The organism is Candidatus Enterococcus murrayae (genome assembly GCF_017315985.1).
Classification (GTDB): domain Bacteria; phylum Bacillota; class Bacilli; order Lactobacillales; family Enterococcaceae; genus Enterococcus_A; species Enterococcus_A murrayae.
This window is the reverse complement of sequence record NZ_JAFLVR010000047.1, coordinates 1-16,655: the sequence shown is the minus strand read 5'-3', so window position 1 is coordinate 16,655 and position 16,655 is coordinate 1. Positions and strand designations below refer to the sequence as shown.

General features: G+C 35.0%; 14 protein-coding genes and 1 pseudogene. 1 reads left to right on the top strand and 14 read right to left on the bottom strand.

Translation table 11 applies throughout. The annotated features are described in order from the left end of the window. Nucleotides 1–36: 36 nt before the first annotated feature. Nucleotides 37–984 (top strand): phosphoglycerate dehydrogenase, encoded by a 948-nt coding sequence (locus JZO85_RS17435; protein ID WP_207109789.1) that lies wholly within the window; start codon nt 37–39, stop codon nt 982–984. A gap of 538 nt (nt 985–1,522) precedes the next feature. Here JZO85_RS17435 and JZO85_RS17430 read toward each other — a convergent pair. The 14 genes and pseudogenes from JZO85_RS17430 to JZO85_RS17365 all read right to left on the bottom strand — a co-directional run. Continuing rightward, nucleotides 1,523–3,268, bottom strand: a complete 1,746-nt coding sequence (locus JZO85_RS17430; RefSeq protein ID WP_207109788.1) for a hypothetical protein — start codon at nt 3,266–3,268, stop codon at nt 1,523–1,525. A 977-nt stretch (nt 3,269–4,245) separates the two neighbouring features. Then, nucleotides 4,246–5,178, bottom strand: coding sequence for a glycosyltransferase (locus JZO85_RS17425; protein WP_207109787.1), 933 nt, complete (start codon nt 5,176–5,178; stop codon nt 4,246–4,248). A 36-nt stretch (nt 5,179–5,214) separates the two neighbouring features. Further along, complete coding sequence (locus JZO85_RS17420; RefSeq protein ID WP_207109786.1) at nt 5,215–6,714, bottom strand: hypothetical protein; 1,500 nt, start codon at nt 6,712–6,714, stop codon at nt 5,215–5,217. 39 nt (nt 6,715–6,753) lie between these two features. Further along, nucleotides 6,754–7,059, bottom strand: coding sequence for a HesB/YadR/YfhF family protein (locus JZO85_RS17415; protein ID WP_207109785.1), 306 nt, complete (start codon nt 7,057–7,059; stop codon nt 6,754–6,756). 11 nt (nt 7,060–7,070) lie between these two features. Beyond that, the gene (locus JZO85_RS17410; RefSeq protein ID WP_207109784.1) at nt 7,071–7,736 is read right to left on the bottom strand and encodes a potassium channel family protein; all 666 of its coding nucleotides are present in this window, start codon (nt 7,734–7,736) and stop codon (nt 7,071–7,073) included. Between the two features lie 124 nt (nt 7,737–7,860). After that, complete coding sequence (locus JZO85_RS17405) at nt 7,861–8,493, bottom strand: response regulator transcription factor (protein ID WP_010745977.1); 633 nt, start codon at nt 8,491–8,493, stop codon at nt 7,861–7,863. Between the two features lie 77 nt (nt 8,494–8,570). After that, on the bottom strand, nt 8,571–9,665 hold the full coding sequence (locus JZO85_RS17400; protein WP_207109783.1) for a sensor histidine kinase: 1,095 nt from the start codon (nt 9,663–9,665) through the stop codon (nt 8,571–8,573). Next, nucleotides 9,662–10,384 carry a cell wall-active antibiotics response protein LiaF gene (liaF, locus tag JZO85_RS17395; protein ID WP_207109782.1) on the bottom strand — a complete coding sequence of 241 codons (723 nt, stop codon included), beginning with the start codon at nt 10,382–10,384 and terminating at the stop codon, nt 9,662–9,664. Before liaF ends, JZO85_RS17400 begins: the two co-directional genes overlap by 4 nt. A gap of 213 nt (nt 10,385–10,597) precedes the next feature. After that, the gene (greA, locus tag JZO85_RS17390) at nt 10,598–11,077 is read right to left on the bottom strand and encodes a transcription elongation factor GreA (protein WP_137665572.1); all 480 of its coding nucleotides are present in this window, start codon (nt 11,075–11,077) and stop codon (nt 10,598–10,600) included. 95 nt (nt 11,078–11,172) lie between these two features. Further along, nucleotides 11,173–12,315, bottom strand: a complete 1,143-nt coding sequence (gene mltG / locus JZO85_RS17385; protein WP_207109859.1) for an endolytic transglycosylase MltG — start codon at nt 12,313–12,315, stop codon at nt 11,173–11,175. Between the two features lie 703 nt (nt 12,316–13,018). Next, complete coding sequence (locus tag JZO85_RS17380) at nt 13,019–13,969, bottom strand: glycosyltransferase family 2 protein (protein ID WP_207109781.1); 951 nt, start codon at nt 13,967–13,969, stop codon at nt 13,019–13,021. A gap of 67 nt (nt 13,970–14,036) precedes the next feature. Beyond that, nucleotides 14,037–15,002: an NAD-dependent epimerase/dehydratase family protein gene (locus tag JZO85_RS17375; protein ID WP_429956451.1), complete on the bottom strand. Its 966-nt coding sequence runs from the start codon at nt 15,000–15,002 to the stop codon at nt 14,037–14,039. After that, complete coding sequence (locus JZO85_RS17370) at nt 14,980–16,131, bottom strand: glycosyltransferase (RefSeq protein WP_207109779.1); 1,152 nt, start codon at nt 16,129–16,131, stop codon at nt 14,980–14,982. Before JZO85_RS17370 ends, JZO85_RS17375 begins: the two co-directional genes overlap by 23 nt. Continuing rightward, nucleotides 16,128–16,655, bottom strand: a pseudogene (locus JZO85_RS17365) (transporter); the annotation flags it as partial. The pseudogene JZO85_RS17365 and the gene JZO85_RS17370, both read right to left, overlap by 4 nt.

The window sequence follows — 16,655 nt, the reverse complement described above, 5'->3', positions numbered from 1 at the left end:
GCGAGAATCTAGACAAAACGAAATGAGGGTATGAGGATGACAAAACCAATTATTTTCTTACAAAAGGAATTTCGAACCGAATTTATCGATAAAATTCAAGCAATCGCACCAAATTATCAGATTAAAACTGACATAACAGCTGAAGACCTATCAGCTGTCGAAATATCTGTTGGCTGGACAAAACAATTTAGCGAACAGCTGCTTGCCTCTGACCAGTTAAAATGGGTCCAATCAATTTCCGCTGGTGTTGATTACCTTCCTCTGAAGGAATTTTCTGATCAAAATATTTTACTATCTAACGGCAGCGGTATCCATGCGCTTTCCATCAGTGAGCACATCATAGGCATTTTACTCAGCTATTATCGCGGTTTAAACCAATCAATCAAAAATCAAGAGCGAAAAATCTGGGATCAAGGCGCTATTTCTTACGATCAATTAGCCGGAAAAAACTTACTAGTCGTTGGAACAGGACACATCGGACAGCAACTATCGAAATCGATCCATAGTCTAGGTGTAAATGTGTATGGTATCAACACTACAGGCCATTCTGTTGACGGGTTCGTTGAGACCTACTCAATCAAAAATATGGCAAAAATCGTTCCTGAAATGGACATTGTCGTAGGAATTTTACCTGGCACACATGAGACTTATCATATCTTTAACAGTGATATTTTCGAGAAAATGAAAAAAAGCGCCGTATTCATCAATGTCGGACGAGGAGATACCGTCCACACCAGAGAATTGATTACGGCACTTGAAAAGAAAAACTTTGCATTTGCTGCTTTAGATGTATTTGAAGAAGAACCGTTGCCAAAAGAAAACCCACTTTGGAATTTTGACAATGTTTTAATTACCCCGCATATCTCCGGGTTGACCGTCGATTTCCAAAATAAGTTTATGAAAATCTTTTTAACTAACTTGAAAAGCTATGTAGCTGATAAAGAGTTAAGCGTTAACCAAGTTGAATTGGATCGCGGATATTAAGCAAAGCGAAACGAATTCCTTCAGCTTTTAATCTTATTGTTGAAAAAGCAACTGGAATTTTCTAGATAAATTGACTGAACGACCGTATACATTTCGTTTTTATAAGCTTGAATTTGTTGTTAGAATCCAGGTCTTGCATGTGAAGATATCGCATTCTTAACAGGAGCGATATCTTTTTTATGCCCATTAAAAACTTGCGATTGGAAAATCACAATAACTTACTAGAAACCCAACCATTTTCCTCGGCTAATCTCCCATCAAAGCCGTATGAAAAGACTGAAACGTTTCTTTAAGTTTTGAAGATCATATTCAAATAATCATCCATTATCGACTTTCTTTTCTTATAATTTTTAGGATGATCTATTTGTTCGATCTGTTCTTCATCCATATTCAAATACCTTTTCAACGTCACCAGGTGGAGATCGAATAACTTAGATGCCCCCTTACATTTTTTTAGCTTTATAAATTCCTAGGATACTTATTAAACTCAGCCCAAAAAGGTACGTCCATGAGAAATGAAAACAGATGAGCTTTGCCGTTAAGACAGGAATTTTCTTCCTAAGTACATAATAAGGTAAATTGCACAGGATAGGATTCCTAATAGTTTAATTATAATGATAAATTTCATATTAATGGAAGGTGAATACCCGACAATAGCAGTGTTTTCGCCAATTTTGCTTATGATTTTCAGTAGACCCAGTTCACTCTTCATAACTGTTTTTGAATCTAATTTTTTCCCATTCACTTCAATTGTCGAATGACTATAGATGGCTACTGGGAGAACAATCTCATCTTTCTTTTTAGCTTTCCATTTCAACTCAATATCTGAACTCTTTGTCACTTTTTTTGAAACGTTGTTTGGATTTTCCATAACATCTTTCTTATAAATTTCGTATGGACCTTTCGAGTAAATGCTTTGGGTCGTTTCATTATCTGCAATCGCGAGATAATCTGGTGTTCCCTTTCGTATCACATCAAGGGCTTTAGTTAAATCTTTATCTTTTATCTTGCTTCTAAATTGTTCTGGATCTGTTTCATAGAGACTTGATTTGTTATTTCCTCCTTGTGTTGGATCGGCACTGAGCCAAAAATTCGAACTCTCTTTTACCATGTTGTTTACATTAGCTATTGAAATAATTGCGCCAGTTAACAAAATGATTTTTACTAATCTCATCTTTTCGAAACCTAACGAATCTGACCTTCTATCCAAACTCAAACCTACTCCTACTAACAATAATATATAGGCAATTATTGAAAAACGCATTGGGAATTGTAAGGTAGTTAAAAATGAGAACTTTTCAGCTAATGTATTCCAAGGAACTAGATTGGATGAAATGAATAAGAAAAGTCCACCAGTACCGTTAATAATTTTTTCAATTAGAGGAATTTCCCTCCACGTTATCAAAGCATACAATAGTTGAATTACAAAAATCAGTGAAATTATCAAACCTAAATTTCTTGTTTCATTTTTTGTTAGCGAAAGCATTACTGTGCTATTAGACATATTTGTGTTTATAAACGGCTTTAGAAGGTTGTTTGTAGAGAAAACTTCAATATATCCATACAAAGAGTTTAGAGAGAAAATCAACGTTAACCCAACTGAAAAAAGCGCAGTTACAAACCATTTCAACTTATCTTTACAATAATATAAGCTTACGAGAAAAAATGGTACGATTGCCAAAACGCCTATCAACGCTGACAATATGTGAGTAGCAATTAGTAATGATACAGGGATTGCTAAAAATATTGGATTAATTGGATTCTCTCTATCTCTAACAGCTTTAACAGCTGGTATGAATATTAGTGGTAAAAATGCGCCCCCCCAGCTAATGAACGATTGTATTAATGCATAAAAACTGATAAGAGCACATGACATATAGATCATCGCTAAAATGATTGATAACTTTTCACTTATTTTCAGGTACTTCATTAAAATATAAATATTTATTCCGCTGAAAAAGTAGCAGAGAAAAGAAGTCACTATTTGAAATCTAGTCCATGTTTTAACCACTATTAGTATACGTGCTAGGAAATAAGCTAAATCATACCCATACAGTGCATTAATTATCCTCCCACTTTGATTAAACCCAAAAATTGACTGAAAATAATTGTAGTGTCCTGTTTGTATTTGTCTTGATAAATCGTATACACGATTGAAATGGAAAGAAATATCATCTCCTACCATAATGGATTTATAGTAAATTTGAGGCAAAACCATAATTACTGCTGCCGCAACAATCAATAAAACAGCTACAGTACGTTTCCTGACAAAATTCTTGTTCATTGTATCCTCCGTCTTAATTTCTTAGCTGATTGAATGATCGAAAAAGCAGCTAAGAAATTCTGTTTCTTTTGATACTAGAAAAGACGATCTGCATAACACGTCACCGCGATTAGTGCGTATTTTAATCAATGATTATTCTTACTAACAAGCAGTTTTGACTTTTTTAGTACCTACATAGCATATCGTTATTTTCAAATATTGCCAATACCTTTAAAGACATATCATCAACTTATTGAACGAGAAAACATAATGATAAACACACACTATTTTCCTATTCACAAATTTTAGAATGGTATTTTTTATTGACTTACGTGGCTAAGTTCATTATAAAATCCTCCATTAATACAAAATGCTGTTGCACGATTTCTGTTTAAAAGAATATCTATAATGAACATCAACAGCCTTTGTTGTTATATATTCCTTCAAAAGTAGTCATCAAAAAGAGCAGCGTTACCTTAACCGTCTGCACAAGATATTAATTAGCACCATTGTAGATAAAAATATCATGCATTTCCGCCTTGATTTTTATTCCTACTTTAGCGGGAAATATGCGGTTTTCTTGCAGTTGACCTTCAAGCTTAATGACAATACCACTTGCTTTTCTTTCATAAAGCAACCACCTCCGATTTGTACTTGTATTGTCAGTGTGGAGGTGTTTTTTGATTGTAGGTAATCAGTGGTTCAGCGGTTGCATTCAGGACATACTATGTGATAAACTTTTGTCGTCATTTGATAGCATAGAAAAACTCCTTTCGATAAAATGAGTGGTTGCTAGCCACTTATTGGTATATCGAAAGGAGTTTTTAACGCTAAAGCTCTTTCGTCCACGCGCAGAAACGCGCGGTATTCTTTTTTTACTCGCTGACGCGAGCAAAACTGACTAAAGTCACTAACGAAAGAAGTAGAATTAATTGAAGGAACTTCTTCAACTAATTCTACTTCTATTTATCAATAGGCTCAAGTTAATGACATTGAACTTATTGTTCCAACTTTTTTTCTGTCTCCTTAACAATGTAAACTGGACGTTTCTTCGTTTCCATAAATATCTTACCAATATATTTTCCAATAATTCCAATACATAGTAGTTGAACGCCCCCAATAAACAGAATGATCGTCACTAATGAAGGCCATCCTGACGTTGGATCGCCAAAAATCAAGGCGCGTACAATGATAAAAATCATTGCGACAACAGCGACCAGACAAGAAAATGCTCCCACAAATGAAGCAATATTCAACGGAGCATCTGAAAAATTAACTATCCCATCAATCGAATAATTAAATAATTTCCAAAACGACCAAGATGTTTCCCCTGCTGCACGTTCACGATTTTCGAAGGAAATATACTCTGTCTTAAAGCCGACCCAACTAAATAGTCCCTTTGAAAAGCGGTTATGTTCAGTTAACTCCAATATTGCATCCACCATTTGACGAGTCATTAATCGATAATCTCGAGCTCCATCTACCATTTCAGTATCACTTATTCGATTGATCAATTGATAGAATTTTTTTGCAAAAAAACTTCTAATAGGTGGTTCTCCCTTGCGGTCAGCTCGACGAGTCCCTACACAATCAATATCCGCTGATTCGATCATTTCGATCATTTGAGGTAGTAATTCAGGCGGATCCTGAAGATCAACATCCATCACTGTAACTAATTCTCCAATAGCGGCTTGTAAACCTGCGTATAATGCTGCTTCTTTACCAAAATTTCTTGAAAAAGAAATGTAACGAACAAAATTGTTTTGTTTCGCTAGTTGTCTCAAAATATTCAGAGTACCATCTTTCGATCCATCATTTACGAAAATATATTCTAACTCATGAGCCATTTTTCTTTTTACTTTTTCCATTTCAGTAAAAAAAAGAGGGATTGCTTCTTCTTCATTAAAACAAGGAACAATTACTGATATCACTTTACACACCTCATAATAGATTATCTTAAATCAATTTTATTTTTTAATCTCATAAAGCAAGTAGCTATCCGATTTTATTCCCTCCACCAAATGATATCTTTCTTCAAGAGTAATAAAAACTTTACTATTTAAATTTGATGAGCTTTGTTTTTGCAATAGTGAATCTTTTCGAACTACGATAAATCTCGGACGATTAGAATCTAGTTTTTCTGAAAATTCCTTTTTTAGTTTTGGAAACCTATCATAATTTACTGCGGGTAATACAAAAAAACGAGAGTTCGAATAACGATCACTCAACAAATAGATATTGGCATTGATATTATGCACATATATACTATCTTTTTTAGAAGAATTCTTTTTAATATAATTTGAAATAGTTTTCACTTGAGTTTTATCACTATTTACATTATTAGTATTGTAGCTCCAGTTATAAGTTTTAAAAGCAGAAAAAGTTGCAGGCAATGCAATTATAATTATCATAAGTAATGATACGATAAATTTAGCCCTATTAATAATAAATGTCATAATAAATTGAATAGACAGTGCTATAACAACTGATAATGGTGCAAATTGAGTAATTAAGTAATGTGTGTAATACCTTCCTGATAAGATCACAGTAAAAAAATTTACTACAAAATAAATACACAAAACAAAATAAATCTTATTTGGAGTTTTTTTATTATCAGCAAACGCAGAAATAAAAAAAATTATAACTAGCGGAAAAAGACCTGTTTTCAACAATAAATCAGTGAAACTAAATGCCGCTTTTAATTTGCCAGTTAGATCTGAATCAGAATACAAAAAATTCATAATAAATGCTTGTTGAAACATTTCTTTCAAATTATTTTGAAAAATTGAAAGTCCAATAATTGACAAGGTTGTTATTACCCCACCAATAAAAATACCTCTAATCTGTTGTATAAGAGTATCTATTTTTTTATCGTATAAACTCGTTAGTAATAGGAATAAGCAGAACACTAGCCATAACGAGATCATATTCACTCGTATAAAGAAAGTAGCTGCTCCTAAAAAACCAATCGTAATATAATCTATCCTAATATTTTTATTAAGTATTATGATTTTACTAAACAAATAGAAAGATATACTTATAAATAATAACGCAAATTCCTCAGAGTAATTACCACCATCGTAGCACAAAATAAATAATGGAGTTAACAAAGTTAATGCAATCGCTGAAATTAAGTTACTCCCTGTAAAAACATTACAGGTTCTATATAGAAAAACAAGTGTCCCAGCTAAGAATACACACTCTACTAACCAAATCCCAATCGAAAGATTGCCAAATCCGATTAATACAGCAAAATATTCAATAATGAAAAGAAACGGTCCTTTATGATCAAGCATATCATTGTAAGGAACCAACCCATCAGAAATCCCTTTACCAAAATAAAGAAACATGGATGAATCGTGCCCACTCAAAACATGAGATAATGGATTATCTCTAAAACTAAAGATTGTAATTACGAACACAAATGTTAATAATAAATATGGCAAAACTTTATCAATTTTTTTCATCATTTCTCCAAGTCTAATTGCGTATTATTCATATTAAAATTACAGATTTGAGTCTTCTTTTAGAAACTCATACTTCGGCTCTTCTAACCTCTCATCATAATCAACAACTAAATCATACCCTTTGAAAAACCATTCATCTGATTCTTCAACAAAGAACATCATACCACTAACAATTTCTTCTATCAATGGACTTTCTGGTGTATCAACCGACATTCCTACTGAAAATCCATCATGTACCTGAGTCTTTCCATATACTTTCCCATAGAATTTTATCCCTTGGCCTTCAGCCAATTCGAGTTCTCTTTTAAACCATTCTTGCGCTTTTGGTGTTATCGTCAATTCCATTTCATGCTCACCTATCCATTCATTTTTTCATCTAAATAATCGACATCTTCGTCCCGACCGATCACAACTAGGTGATCATTTTTTAAAACAACCTCCTCAGCCGGCGGAGTAACGATAGGATCTTGGTTATCTCGACGAATCGCCACGACATTCAGACCAAACCGCTGACGAAAATCAAGTTCATCTAATGTTTTACCATAAAATTTTCGATTGGTTACGTTAATCTCCGCCAAAGAAAATTCATCAGAGAGCTCTAGATAATCGAGAATATTTTTTGACACTAGATTATGCGCGATTCGTTGTCCCATATCACGTTCAGGATGTACAACCCGGTCAGCTCCAATTTTTTCTAACACACGGGCATGGTACTCATTTTGCGCCTTCGCCAGAATATTTGGAACACCCATCTCTTTAACCATTAAGGTAACTAAAATGCTCGCTTGAATATCTTCGCCAATCGCAACGATTACATGATCAAAGTTACGGATACCTAATGAACGCAAAGTCATTTCGTCCTGGGCATTGGCAACGACTGCATGTGTCGCAATATTCATATATTCATTCACTCGATCTTCACTGCTGTCGATTGCCAGAACTTCCTGACCTGATTCAATCAATGTGCGGCATATACTGCCGCCAAATCTTCCTAAACCAATAATGACAAAACTTTGTTTCATGATATCTCCTTACTTTTCACGATAGTGTATTAGATTTATTTTCCTAAAAAAGATTTCTAGCTCATGCAAAACTTACATTTTCTAGTATAACAAAGAGCGGGTTAATAAAACAGAGAATGACTCTCTATTTTATCAACCCGTGTTTAAATGCATAAATTGCTGCTTGTGTGCGATCTTCGACTTCTAATTTAGCAAGTATGTTCGATACATGCGTCTTAACTGTTTTCAATGTGATGAATAATTCATCCGCGATTTCCTGATTACTCATTCCTTGAGCAATCAACAATAGGATTTCTTGTTCACGATTAGTCAGCTCTTCGTGAAGAACATGACGATTACGATTGGATAATTGCTCCATCATCTTCGTAGTCACTTCAGGCTCCAGAACTCGTTCACCATTATAGGTCTTACGAATAGCATTGGCGATTTCATGAGCTGTCGACGTCTTGAGCAAATATCCGGATGCTCCAGCCTCAATAGCCGGATAAACTTTTTCATCATCAATAAAACTAGTCACAATTAAAATTTTTGCCTCTGGCCAATCTTTTAATATTTTCTTGGTCGATTCAATGCCGTCCATTACTTCCATCACCAAGTCCATCAAAATCACATCTGGTCGAAGGTCCATTGCTTTCTCATAGCCTTCCTCGCCGTTCTCTGCTTCTCCTACAACTTCGACATCCGATTGAATCGATAGATAAGAGGAAACCCCTAAACGAACCATTTCATGATCATCAACTAATAACACTCGTATCATCCTCTGCCTCCTAATTCCTATTTATTCCATTCATATTATCTTCTATTTAGTTAAGCAATTCATTTTTTATCAAAAAACTAATTTGTTTCATCGTCTTTTAAAGAACTAGCTGTATTATCCTCTGCCACAACAGGAACTTTAATTTCAATACTTGTTCCCTGTCCTTTAAAGCTAATTATTTTTGTTGAGCCCCCAACACCAGCAATTCGCTCACGAATATTACGCAGTCCGTAGCTTCCGGCATGTTCATCCTTCGATTCAAAGCCAACACCATCATCAATTACGCGCAATAAAATATTTTGACCAACAATTTTTAAATAAACCTCTAGCTCGTTAGCTTTTGCATGTCGCAATGTATTGGATAATAATTCTTGTACTACTCTAAATAGCTGATCTTCAATACTTGCCGAAACACAAATATCCTGTATATCCCATTTTAACTGAATTTGGATTTTTGTTCGCAGCTCATTCAATAATTGCTCAATACCTTGACGTAAACTTTTCCCTTCCAAACTAATTGGACGCAGATGAAGCAGCAATGCACGCATCTCTGATTGTGCCGCATTAATAATATCCGCCACCATCGCTAATTGCTTCTTATAAGGCTCCAATTCCTCCGAATGCTGGGACTGTTCATTAAGTGCCGACATCATCATCATCGCCGCAAAAAGCTGCTGTGAAACTGAATCATGCAGTTCCCGCGCTAAACGATGTCTTTCCTCTTCTAAAATCTTTTCTTTCGTCGTGCCATCCACCATTTGCGGTTGGCTGCTTAGTTGCTGCAGCTCTCGTGACATGCTCACAAGTTTCTCTTTGATACGCTTGATATCATGATCAACCAGCAACATTTCCTTGTTTTGCGAAATCGCTACATCCAATGAGGGCTGATCATAGTTGCCTGACGCCAAGCTCTGCAATTTTCCTTCAATTTTTCCCAGCTGACGCTTTTCTAAGAACGTCACAAGAAAATAGACGACTGCACTGACTGTCAAAGAAATCACAATGATGTGAACAAAGAGCGGAATATAGAAGATTCGTGCAATGAACAGCTGTGCTAGCAATTGTTTTTTTCCAATTGCATACATGTACAGAAATAATGTTGTCAAAATCAACAAAAAGGAGATCAAACCAGAATAAAGAGAAATCTGTAAACGGGAGTATTTCCCCATCATACGCGAATCACCTCGACATCTCCGACCAATGTGTTAGTCACTATTTTCAATCTACGAGGGCTTTCATCATAATCCTCACTGTACATTTTGATTGTTTCATTACGAAGAACCTGCGTATCCTCATCAAAATCGACCTTACCGTATAGGGTAGCATGTTCAAATAGAATGCCGATGCCGTATGGAACTAAGATTCTTGTTCGGCCAAAGCCTTTACGAACGATTACGATACTGTCCTCTTTGGGCAATAGTGTGTTTCCCAAATCAACAATCGTATCGCCAGCCAAAATAGCTACGTTAATATCGTCCCATTCAAAAACCTGTGTACCGATTCGATCATTACCGATCCAGCTCTGCTTTTTACGTTCCCCATTATGGCTAGTCGGATCAGTCGTCTCAACCATTACAATGCTCTTTTTGTTCTTTAGAGAATGATTTGGCATTGATATACCTGCAATCTCGAAGCCCTTAAGACCAAGAAATATTACGGCAAATATCAACATCAACCAAGTCGCAGGACTATTCACTAGACAGATGATTAAAATCACTGAACCTAAGATCAATTGGAACTTTCGACGACGGTGCCTTCGCAATGCCAAATATATATTAAGTACTCCAAAGAGCAGCATAATCAACATCGCAGGATTTGAAGATAATTGCCATAATAAGAAAATTGCAAGTAAGGCTTCAATTACAATGAAAAAGCGCCATGGACTTTTCATTTTATCTTTCCTCCCAACTTTTTATTTATACCTTATTCTACTTTCTTTACGTACCGAATACTATCGGTCTAAAGTCGCAACCTAACTAAAACTGACAGCTGCCTCGTAAGGACAAGTATTTTTCCAACGCAACACGTAAAATAGTGCATACTTCTACCACTTATAGTAGAACTAGCAAAATAAAAGAGGCGACCAGCGCCTCTTTTATGTATTTTAGTTTTGTTTCACATTTGTGATTTTAACTTCCATGTTTCCACCTGGTGTCGCAATTGTTACGACGTCTCCTACACGTTTTCCAATCAAAGCTTGAGCAATCGGGGAATCATTTGAAATTTTTCCGGTTAAAGGATCTGCTTCAGCTTTCCCTACGATCGTGTACTCTTCTTCTTCATCGTCAGGCAGTTCAACGAAAGTAACAGTTTTTCCGATGGAAATTTCATCAGAGTCAACATTTTCATTATCAATAATTTGTGCAAAACGAATCATATTCTCTAAAGTACTGATTCGTCCTTCGACAAATGCTTGCTCATCCTTAGCAGATTCATACTCAGAGTTTTCAGATAGATCGCCAAAGCTGCGGGCGATTTTAATTCTTTCAATGATTTCTCCACGTTTTACTGTTTTTAATTCTTCTAATTCCTGCTCCAATTTTTCTTTTCCTTCTAGAGTCATTGGATATGTTTTTTCTACCATTTTTCTTCTCCTTCAATCAACAAAATTACGAAAGGTAATCCCTTATAGATTTAATCCACAAAAGATTACCACGTAATTACTGTAATGTAAATTGTTTATTTCTCTTTATTGACATATTTTTCAACCAGCTCCATATGCTCTTCATATGTCTTCGCATAATAAACTTTTCCGGTTGAGATATCTGCAACAAAATAAATATAATCATTTTCAGTTGGATCAAGAACCGCAAGAATCGCTTCCTGACTTGGATTGTCGAATGGTCCAGGCCCATAACCAGTATTTGTATACAAGTTATAAGGTGAATCCACCTCAGTATCCTTGATCGTTACAACCTCTTTGTGTTCGCCTAGCGCATAAAGAATTGAGATATCTGACTGTAATGCCATCTGAGCATCAATTCGATTAAAGAAGACTTGTGCGATCTTCTTACGGTCAGATTGAGTAACCCCTTCTTTTTCCACTAAGGAAGCCAACGTCATGACTTCTTGAACAGTTAACCCTTTTTCTTTAATTTGATTATAATAAGGGGTTAAAACTTGATTAGTAGTATCCACCATTTGGGTCACTAGATCTTCAAGACTTCTATTTTTGTGAACATTATAGGTCGCTGGGAATAAATACCCTTCTAAACGATAACGTACATCCTTCGCATTACCTGCATCTGTTAATAGATCCGGATATTGCGTTTTCAACTGGTCGAAGAATTTGTCATCTTTCATTACTTTGATGAAATCTTCTTTCTTGAAGTCTGTCTTCTTAGCCACTAGACTGGCAATTTTATCAACATCATATCCTTCAGGAACCGTTAGCTTAGAAGCATCATCCAATGGCTCGGCGCTTCCTCCTTGCTGCAATTCCTTACTAATTTGATCCAAAGTCATATTTGGTGAAAATTGATAATAACCCGCCTGGAAATTCGTTAAATTCTTGAATTTCGTATAGAAATTGAAGACCATGCCATCACGGATGACATCCCCATCTTCTAAAATATCACCGATTTGGCGATTTGAAGAACCACTGGGAACCTCTACCTGTACCAATTTTTTATCATTCTTATCTAGTGGCTTCAAGCCGGCACTCACATAATTATACCCTGAGATTGCTAAAATTCCGGCGACGATCAAAATACCGATCGTCAATATATAAACGATTTTACGGACGACTCGGTCCTCTTTGCGACGTTCTGCTCGTTTCAAGTTGCTCTCCTCACTTAAATCCCCTTCAAATTCCTCATCCATTTGTCGAAGCTCGTCGAATTTTTCACCAAGACGATGGAAAATCGATGGTTCTTCTTCAACATGCTCATCCTTATGCGACTCCTTTACAGCTTTGACTTTCAGCTCTTCTTGCTTTGAACTAGCCTTAGCTGTTTTTTTTGAGTTCGAATGATGTGAAGTCGTTTTTTTATCTCGAATAGTTGAAGGTTCATTCTTTTGCTCTTCTTTTATAGTCCTCTTTTTATCAGCCGACGGTTTCCTTGTTTCTTTCCGCTTCTCAGGCTTTGATTCAGAGCCACTACTAGGAGCTGCTTTCTCTGAAGTTTTCTCTTCTTTAGGAAGTTCAGGCAGTTCCTCTTTTTTTACTTTTTCTTCTTTTGCATCAATTGGTTTAGACTTCTGCTCAGCAGTAGTTGATTCTTTTTTCTTTTGTCTATTACCAAATAAGCGTTCATAAGACGATGCTAAATCGTCATCATCGCTAATAGCTTTTTTTACTTCCGAAGTTCGAGTAGTCGTATTTGCTTTCTTTGTTGACTCTACTTCACGATTCTTTCGACCCTCTTCTAAAGCACGCATAATCTGCTCTTTAAAAGATCCTTCTTCTGAGTGTTGATTTTGATCCTCAGACAAAAACAACTCCTCCTTACTTCATGTCATAACTTAAACCATTATACATGAAATGAAAGAGGAGTGAAATGTAAAATTTATTTAGTTAAGGAAATTATATTTTTTTCTTTTGAATATTTTCTTCATACAAACGATGCAGGTTTAATTCATACTCTTTCTTTGCATTTGTTACAACCGTATCTAAAATCAATCCGGTAATTAACAACAACAATGAAAATACCATCAGACCTGTTGCTAGGATCGATGAAGGTACCTTAGTAATAAAGCCCGTCCTAATAAACTCATTGATTACTGGAACTCCAAATATAAGACCAAATAAAAAGAAAATCAAGCTAAAAACTGAGAAAAATAAAAGTGGCTTATAGTCTTTAAACATTTTCAAAATGGTCAATAAAACTTTGATTCCATCAGAATAAGTATCCAATTTTGATTCACTGCCTTCAGGTCTATCACGATAATCGATCGGGAGTTCCACTAACTTAAAACGCTTATCTAGAGCGTGGATTGTAAACTCTGTTTCAATCTGGAAGCCAGAACTCATTACAGGAAAGCTTTTTACAAACATACGGTTAAATCCACGATAACCAGTCATTACATCCTTAATATCTGCTTGATATAACCGGTTGATCGAACTCTTGACTAAATTGTTTCCAAAATCATGAAAAGCGCGTTTATTCTCATTAAAATAGGTTCCATTCGATAAACGATCACCAATAACCATATCTGCTTTGCCATCTCTTAAAGCCGCAACCAACTCTTGAGAATTCTCTGCTGGATACGTATCATCCCCATCCACCATTAAATAGTAATCGGCATCAATATCAAAAAACATTTGACGAATAACGTTCCCTTTACCTTGGCGAGGTTCCTTTTTAACTATTGCCCCCTCATTCAGTGCAATCTCATACGTATTATCCGTAGAATTATTATCATAAACATAGATATCCGCCTCAGGTAACTCCCTTTGAAAATCATTGATCACTTTTTTGATCGTGAGTGATTCATTGTAGCAAGGAATGAGGATAGCTATTTTTTCACTGTTCATCTTTACGCTCCTAACTTCACAACTATCTACCATAATACCAAAAAAAAGTCGGATATGCTCCGACTTTTTAAAACAATTCTTCTGATGCTAAATATTTCTTCATACCTTCTTGAACACTGAAATTAGGTTTATAACCTAATTTCTTTAATCTGGAAATATCGGCAACAGAATCTTTAATATCTCCATCTCTTTCAGATTCGTGTTTTACAGATAAATTAATATTTAATGTTTCATCGATTACTTCAATCAATTCATTCAGTGTAATCGCATTACCCGTTCCAACATTAAATTGCCTACCCAATGCCTCATCTTTACTCGCTACAAGTAATAAAGCTTGTATAACATCTTCAATAAAAACAAAATCACGAGATTGTGAGCCGTCACCAAACAATGTGAAATGTGTATCCTCACCCTTTTGGATTTTCTTATAGCGATCAACCAAAATTGAAATTACTCCACTATAAGGAGATTCTGGATTCTGATTTGGTCCATAAACATTAAAGAAGCGTACCGCACTAGTATTAATACCATAAAGGTGATTATAGTCTAGCACATACTGCTCCGCAGCAAATTTGTCTACCGCGTAAGGAGTCAAAGGTCGAATAACCGAGTCCTCATGCTTAGGTAATGTTGGTTCATCTCCGTAAACTGCTGCCGATGAACTGAAAACCAATCGCTTCAAATCTTTTTGATATTTTCTGATTAACTCTAACATCATCAAAACACTTTCGAAATTAATTTGATGCGTTTCAACCGGACGCTCTACTGAGTCTGCTACACTTGCGATTGCTGCTAGATGGAAAATATAGTCAAATTTATTATTTGAAAGAACTTCAGTCATCAAATCTTTGTCTGTGACTGAGCCTTCAATAAACTCGAGATTTAGATTTACCACTAGATTCTCCTTTTTACCCATTGAGAGGTCATCCAGTACTATTACTTTGTTTTCCTTGGATAAGTGGTTGGCTAATGTAGAACCGATGAAACCGGCGCCGCCGGTGATAAGATAATTAATCAACTTCTTCTCCTCCATTTTGGATTATATTTGCAATCAAACTCTGCCATTGATTAAGTATATGACTTGTATCAAAGCTTTCAGATCTTTCCAAAGACTTTTTTTGAAACTCCTCGCGCAAATCTCTATTTTGAATTAACTTATTCAATTTCTCAGTCATTTCTTCCAGATCATATTTTTTGACAAGACATCCAAACTTTCCAGAATCCAGAATTTCAACAGCTCCACTATGTTCAAAACTAACTATTGGTAAACCAAAAAACAATGCTTCAATCAGTACCAATGGTAAGGCTTCTACTCTGGAAGTTGACAGAAAAATAGAGCTTTTCCTGTAATGCTCTTCTAATTCTTTCCCAGATAATGATCCCACAAACTCAATTTTATTTTTTTTATCCTTGGTTTCTAATAATGACTTAAAATCCTTTATTTGATCTTCGCGTCCTTGTCCTGCTACTCTCACATGCCAATCATCAGGTAACTTTTGTGCAATATCTACCAAATAGTCTAATCCTTTAATTTGAATATCCAACCTAGTAGTGAAAGAGATAACTTTATCTTCCAATTGTGATATCTTCTTTTTGTCAATATTTACTGGATTATATATAACTTTCGTTTTTTTGTTTAATGTTAAAAACTTCTTTGAATCATTTCTTGTTAAACACACAATCTCATCAGAACGTACCAAAGCCTGTTCAAAAGCTGTAGGATAGTTTTTTGCTAGATCATTAAAACTATGTTCAACTGATTCATGCATCCAAGAAATAACAGGAATATTTAGTCTTTTCTTTAACTCCACACAAAATATTGTAGATGAGACAAAAGAATTTAATATCACTAAATCTATGCTGTTTTGATTCACAATTCTACACAAATTATCTATTTCGTCTTTGTAATATTTAGAAAGTGTAATTTCTTTTTTCAACAATAATTCAGACGCTTTTTTGGCCTTGACAAATAATTTAAAGAATCTGTTTTTTTCATTTCCAATATAGTACATTTGATCTTCAGGGATGTTAGTATAGTTCGCGTCTGATTTAAATCCAACGAAATAAACCTTATTGTTTTCGCTTAATTTTTTTCCCACATTTGCCGCAACTATGTTTGCTCCACCATACCCAAATGACGGTCCGACTATACAAATATTCATAATTTCCCCTTTATTTTATTCAAAATTTGTCCCACAATACTAACAACAAATCTAAACTCTTTGCGTTTAAAATTTAGGGATAAATAAACAATAATCCCAGTTATTAGGCTGACAATTACTGAGACAATTACATCCACAACCGAGCCGTCATCTCTCAACGCTATTCTAGAAAAATAAGATGCGCCTCCCCACGACAATACAATTTGAAGAAAATAGTTAAGCATAATTTTTATAAACTCAAAAAAACTTTTATCAAAAGCATGCTTAAAAACAATATAGGCCTCGTACCAAATAACGTATCCTAATGATGAAATAATTGTTCCCAATAAAACTCCGGCAATTCCTAATTTAAACACAGAAAGAAAAACTAATGAAATTACCAAATTCATTATTGCTTCTATGATTGGTTTTTTTCTCTGATGCCAGTACAATCCATAAGACTCAATAAATACAAAACCAGTATTTCTATATACTTGGATAATAAAATTAACAACAATTAATGTACTATTCAAATCAGATAGTAA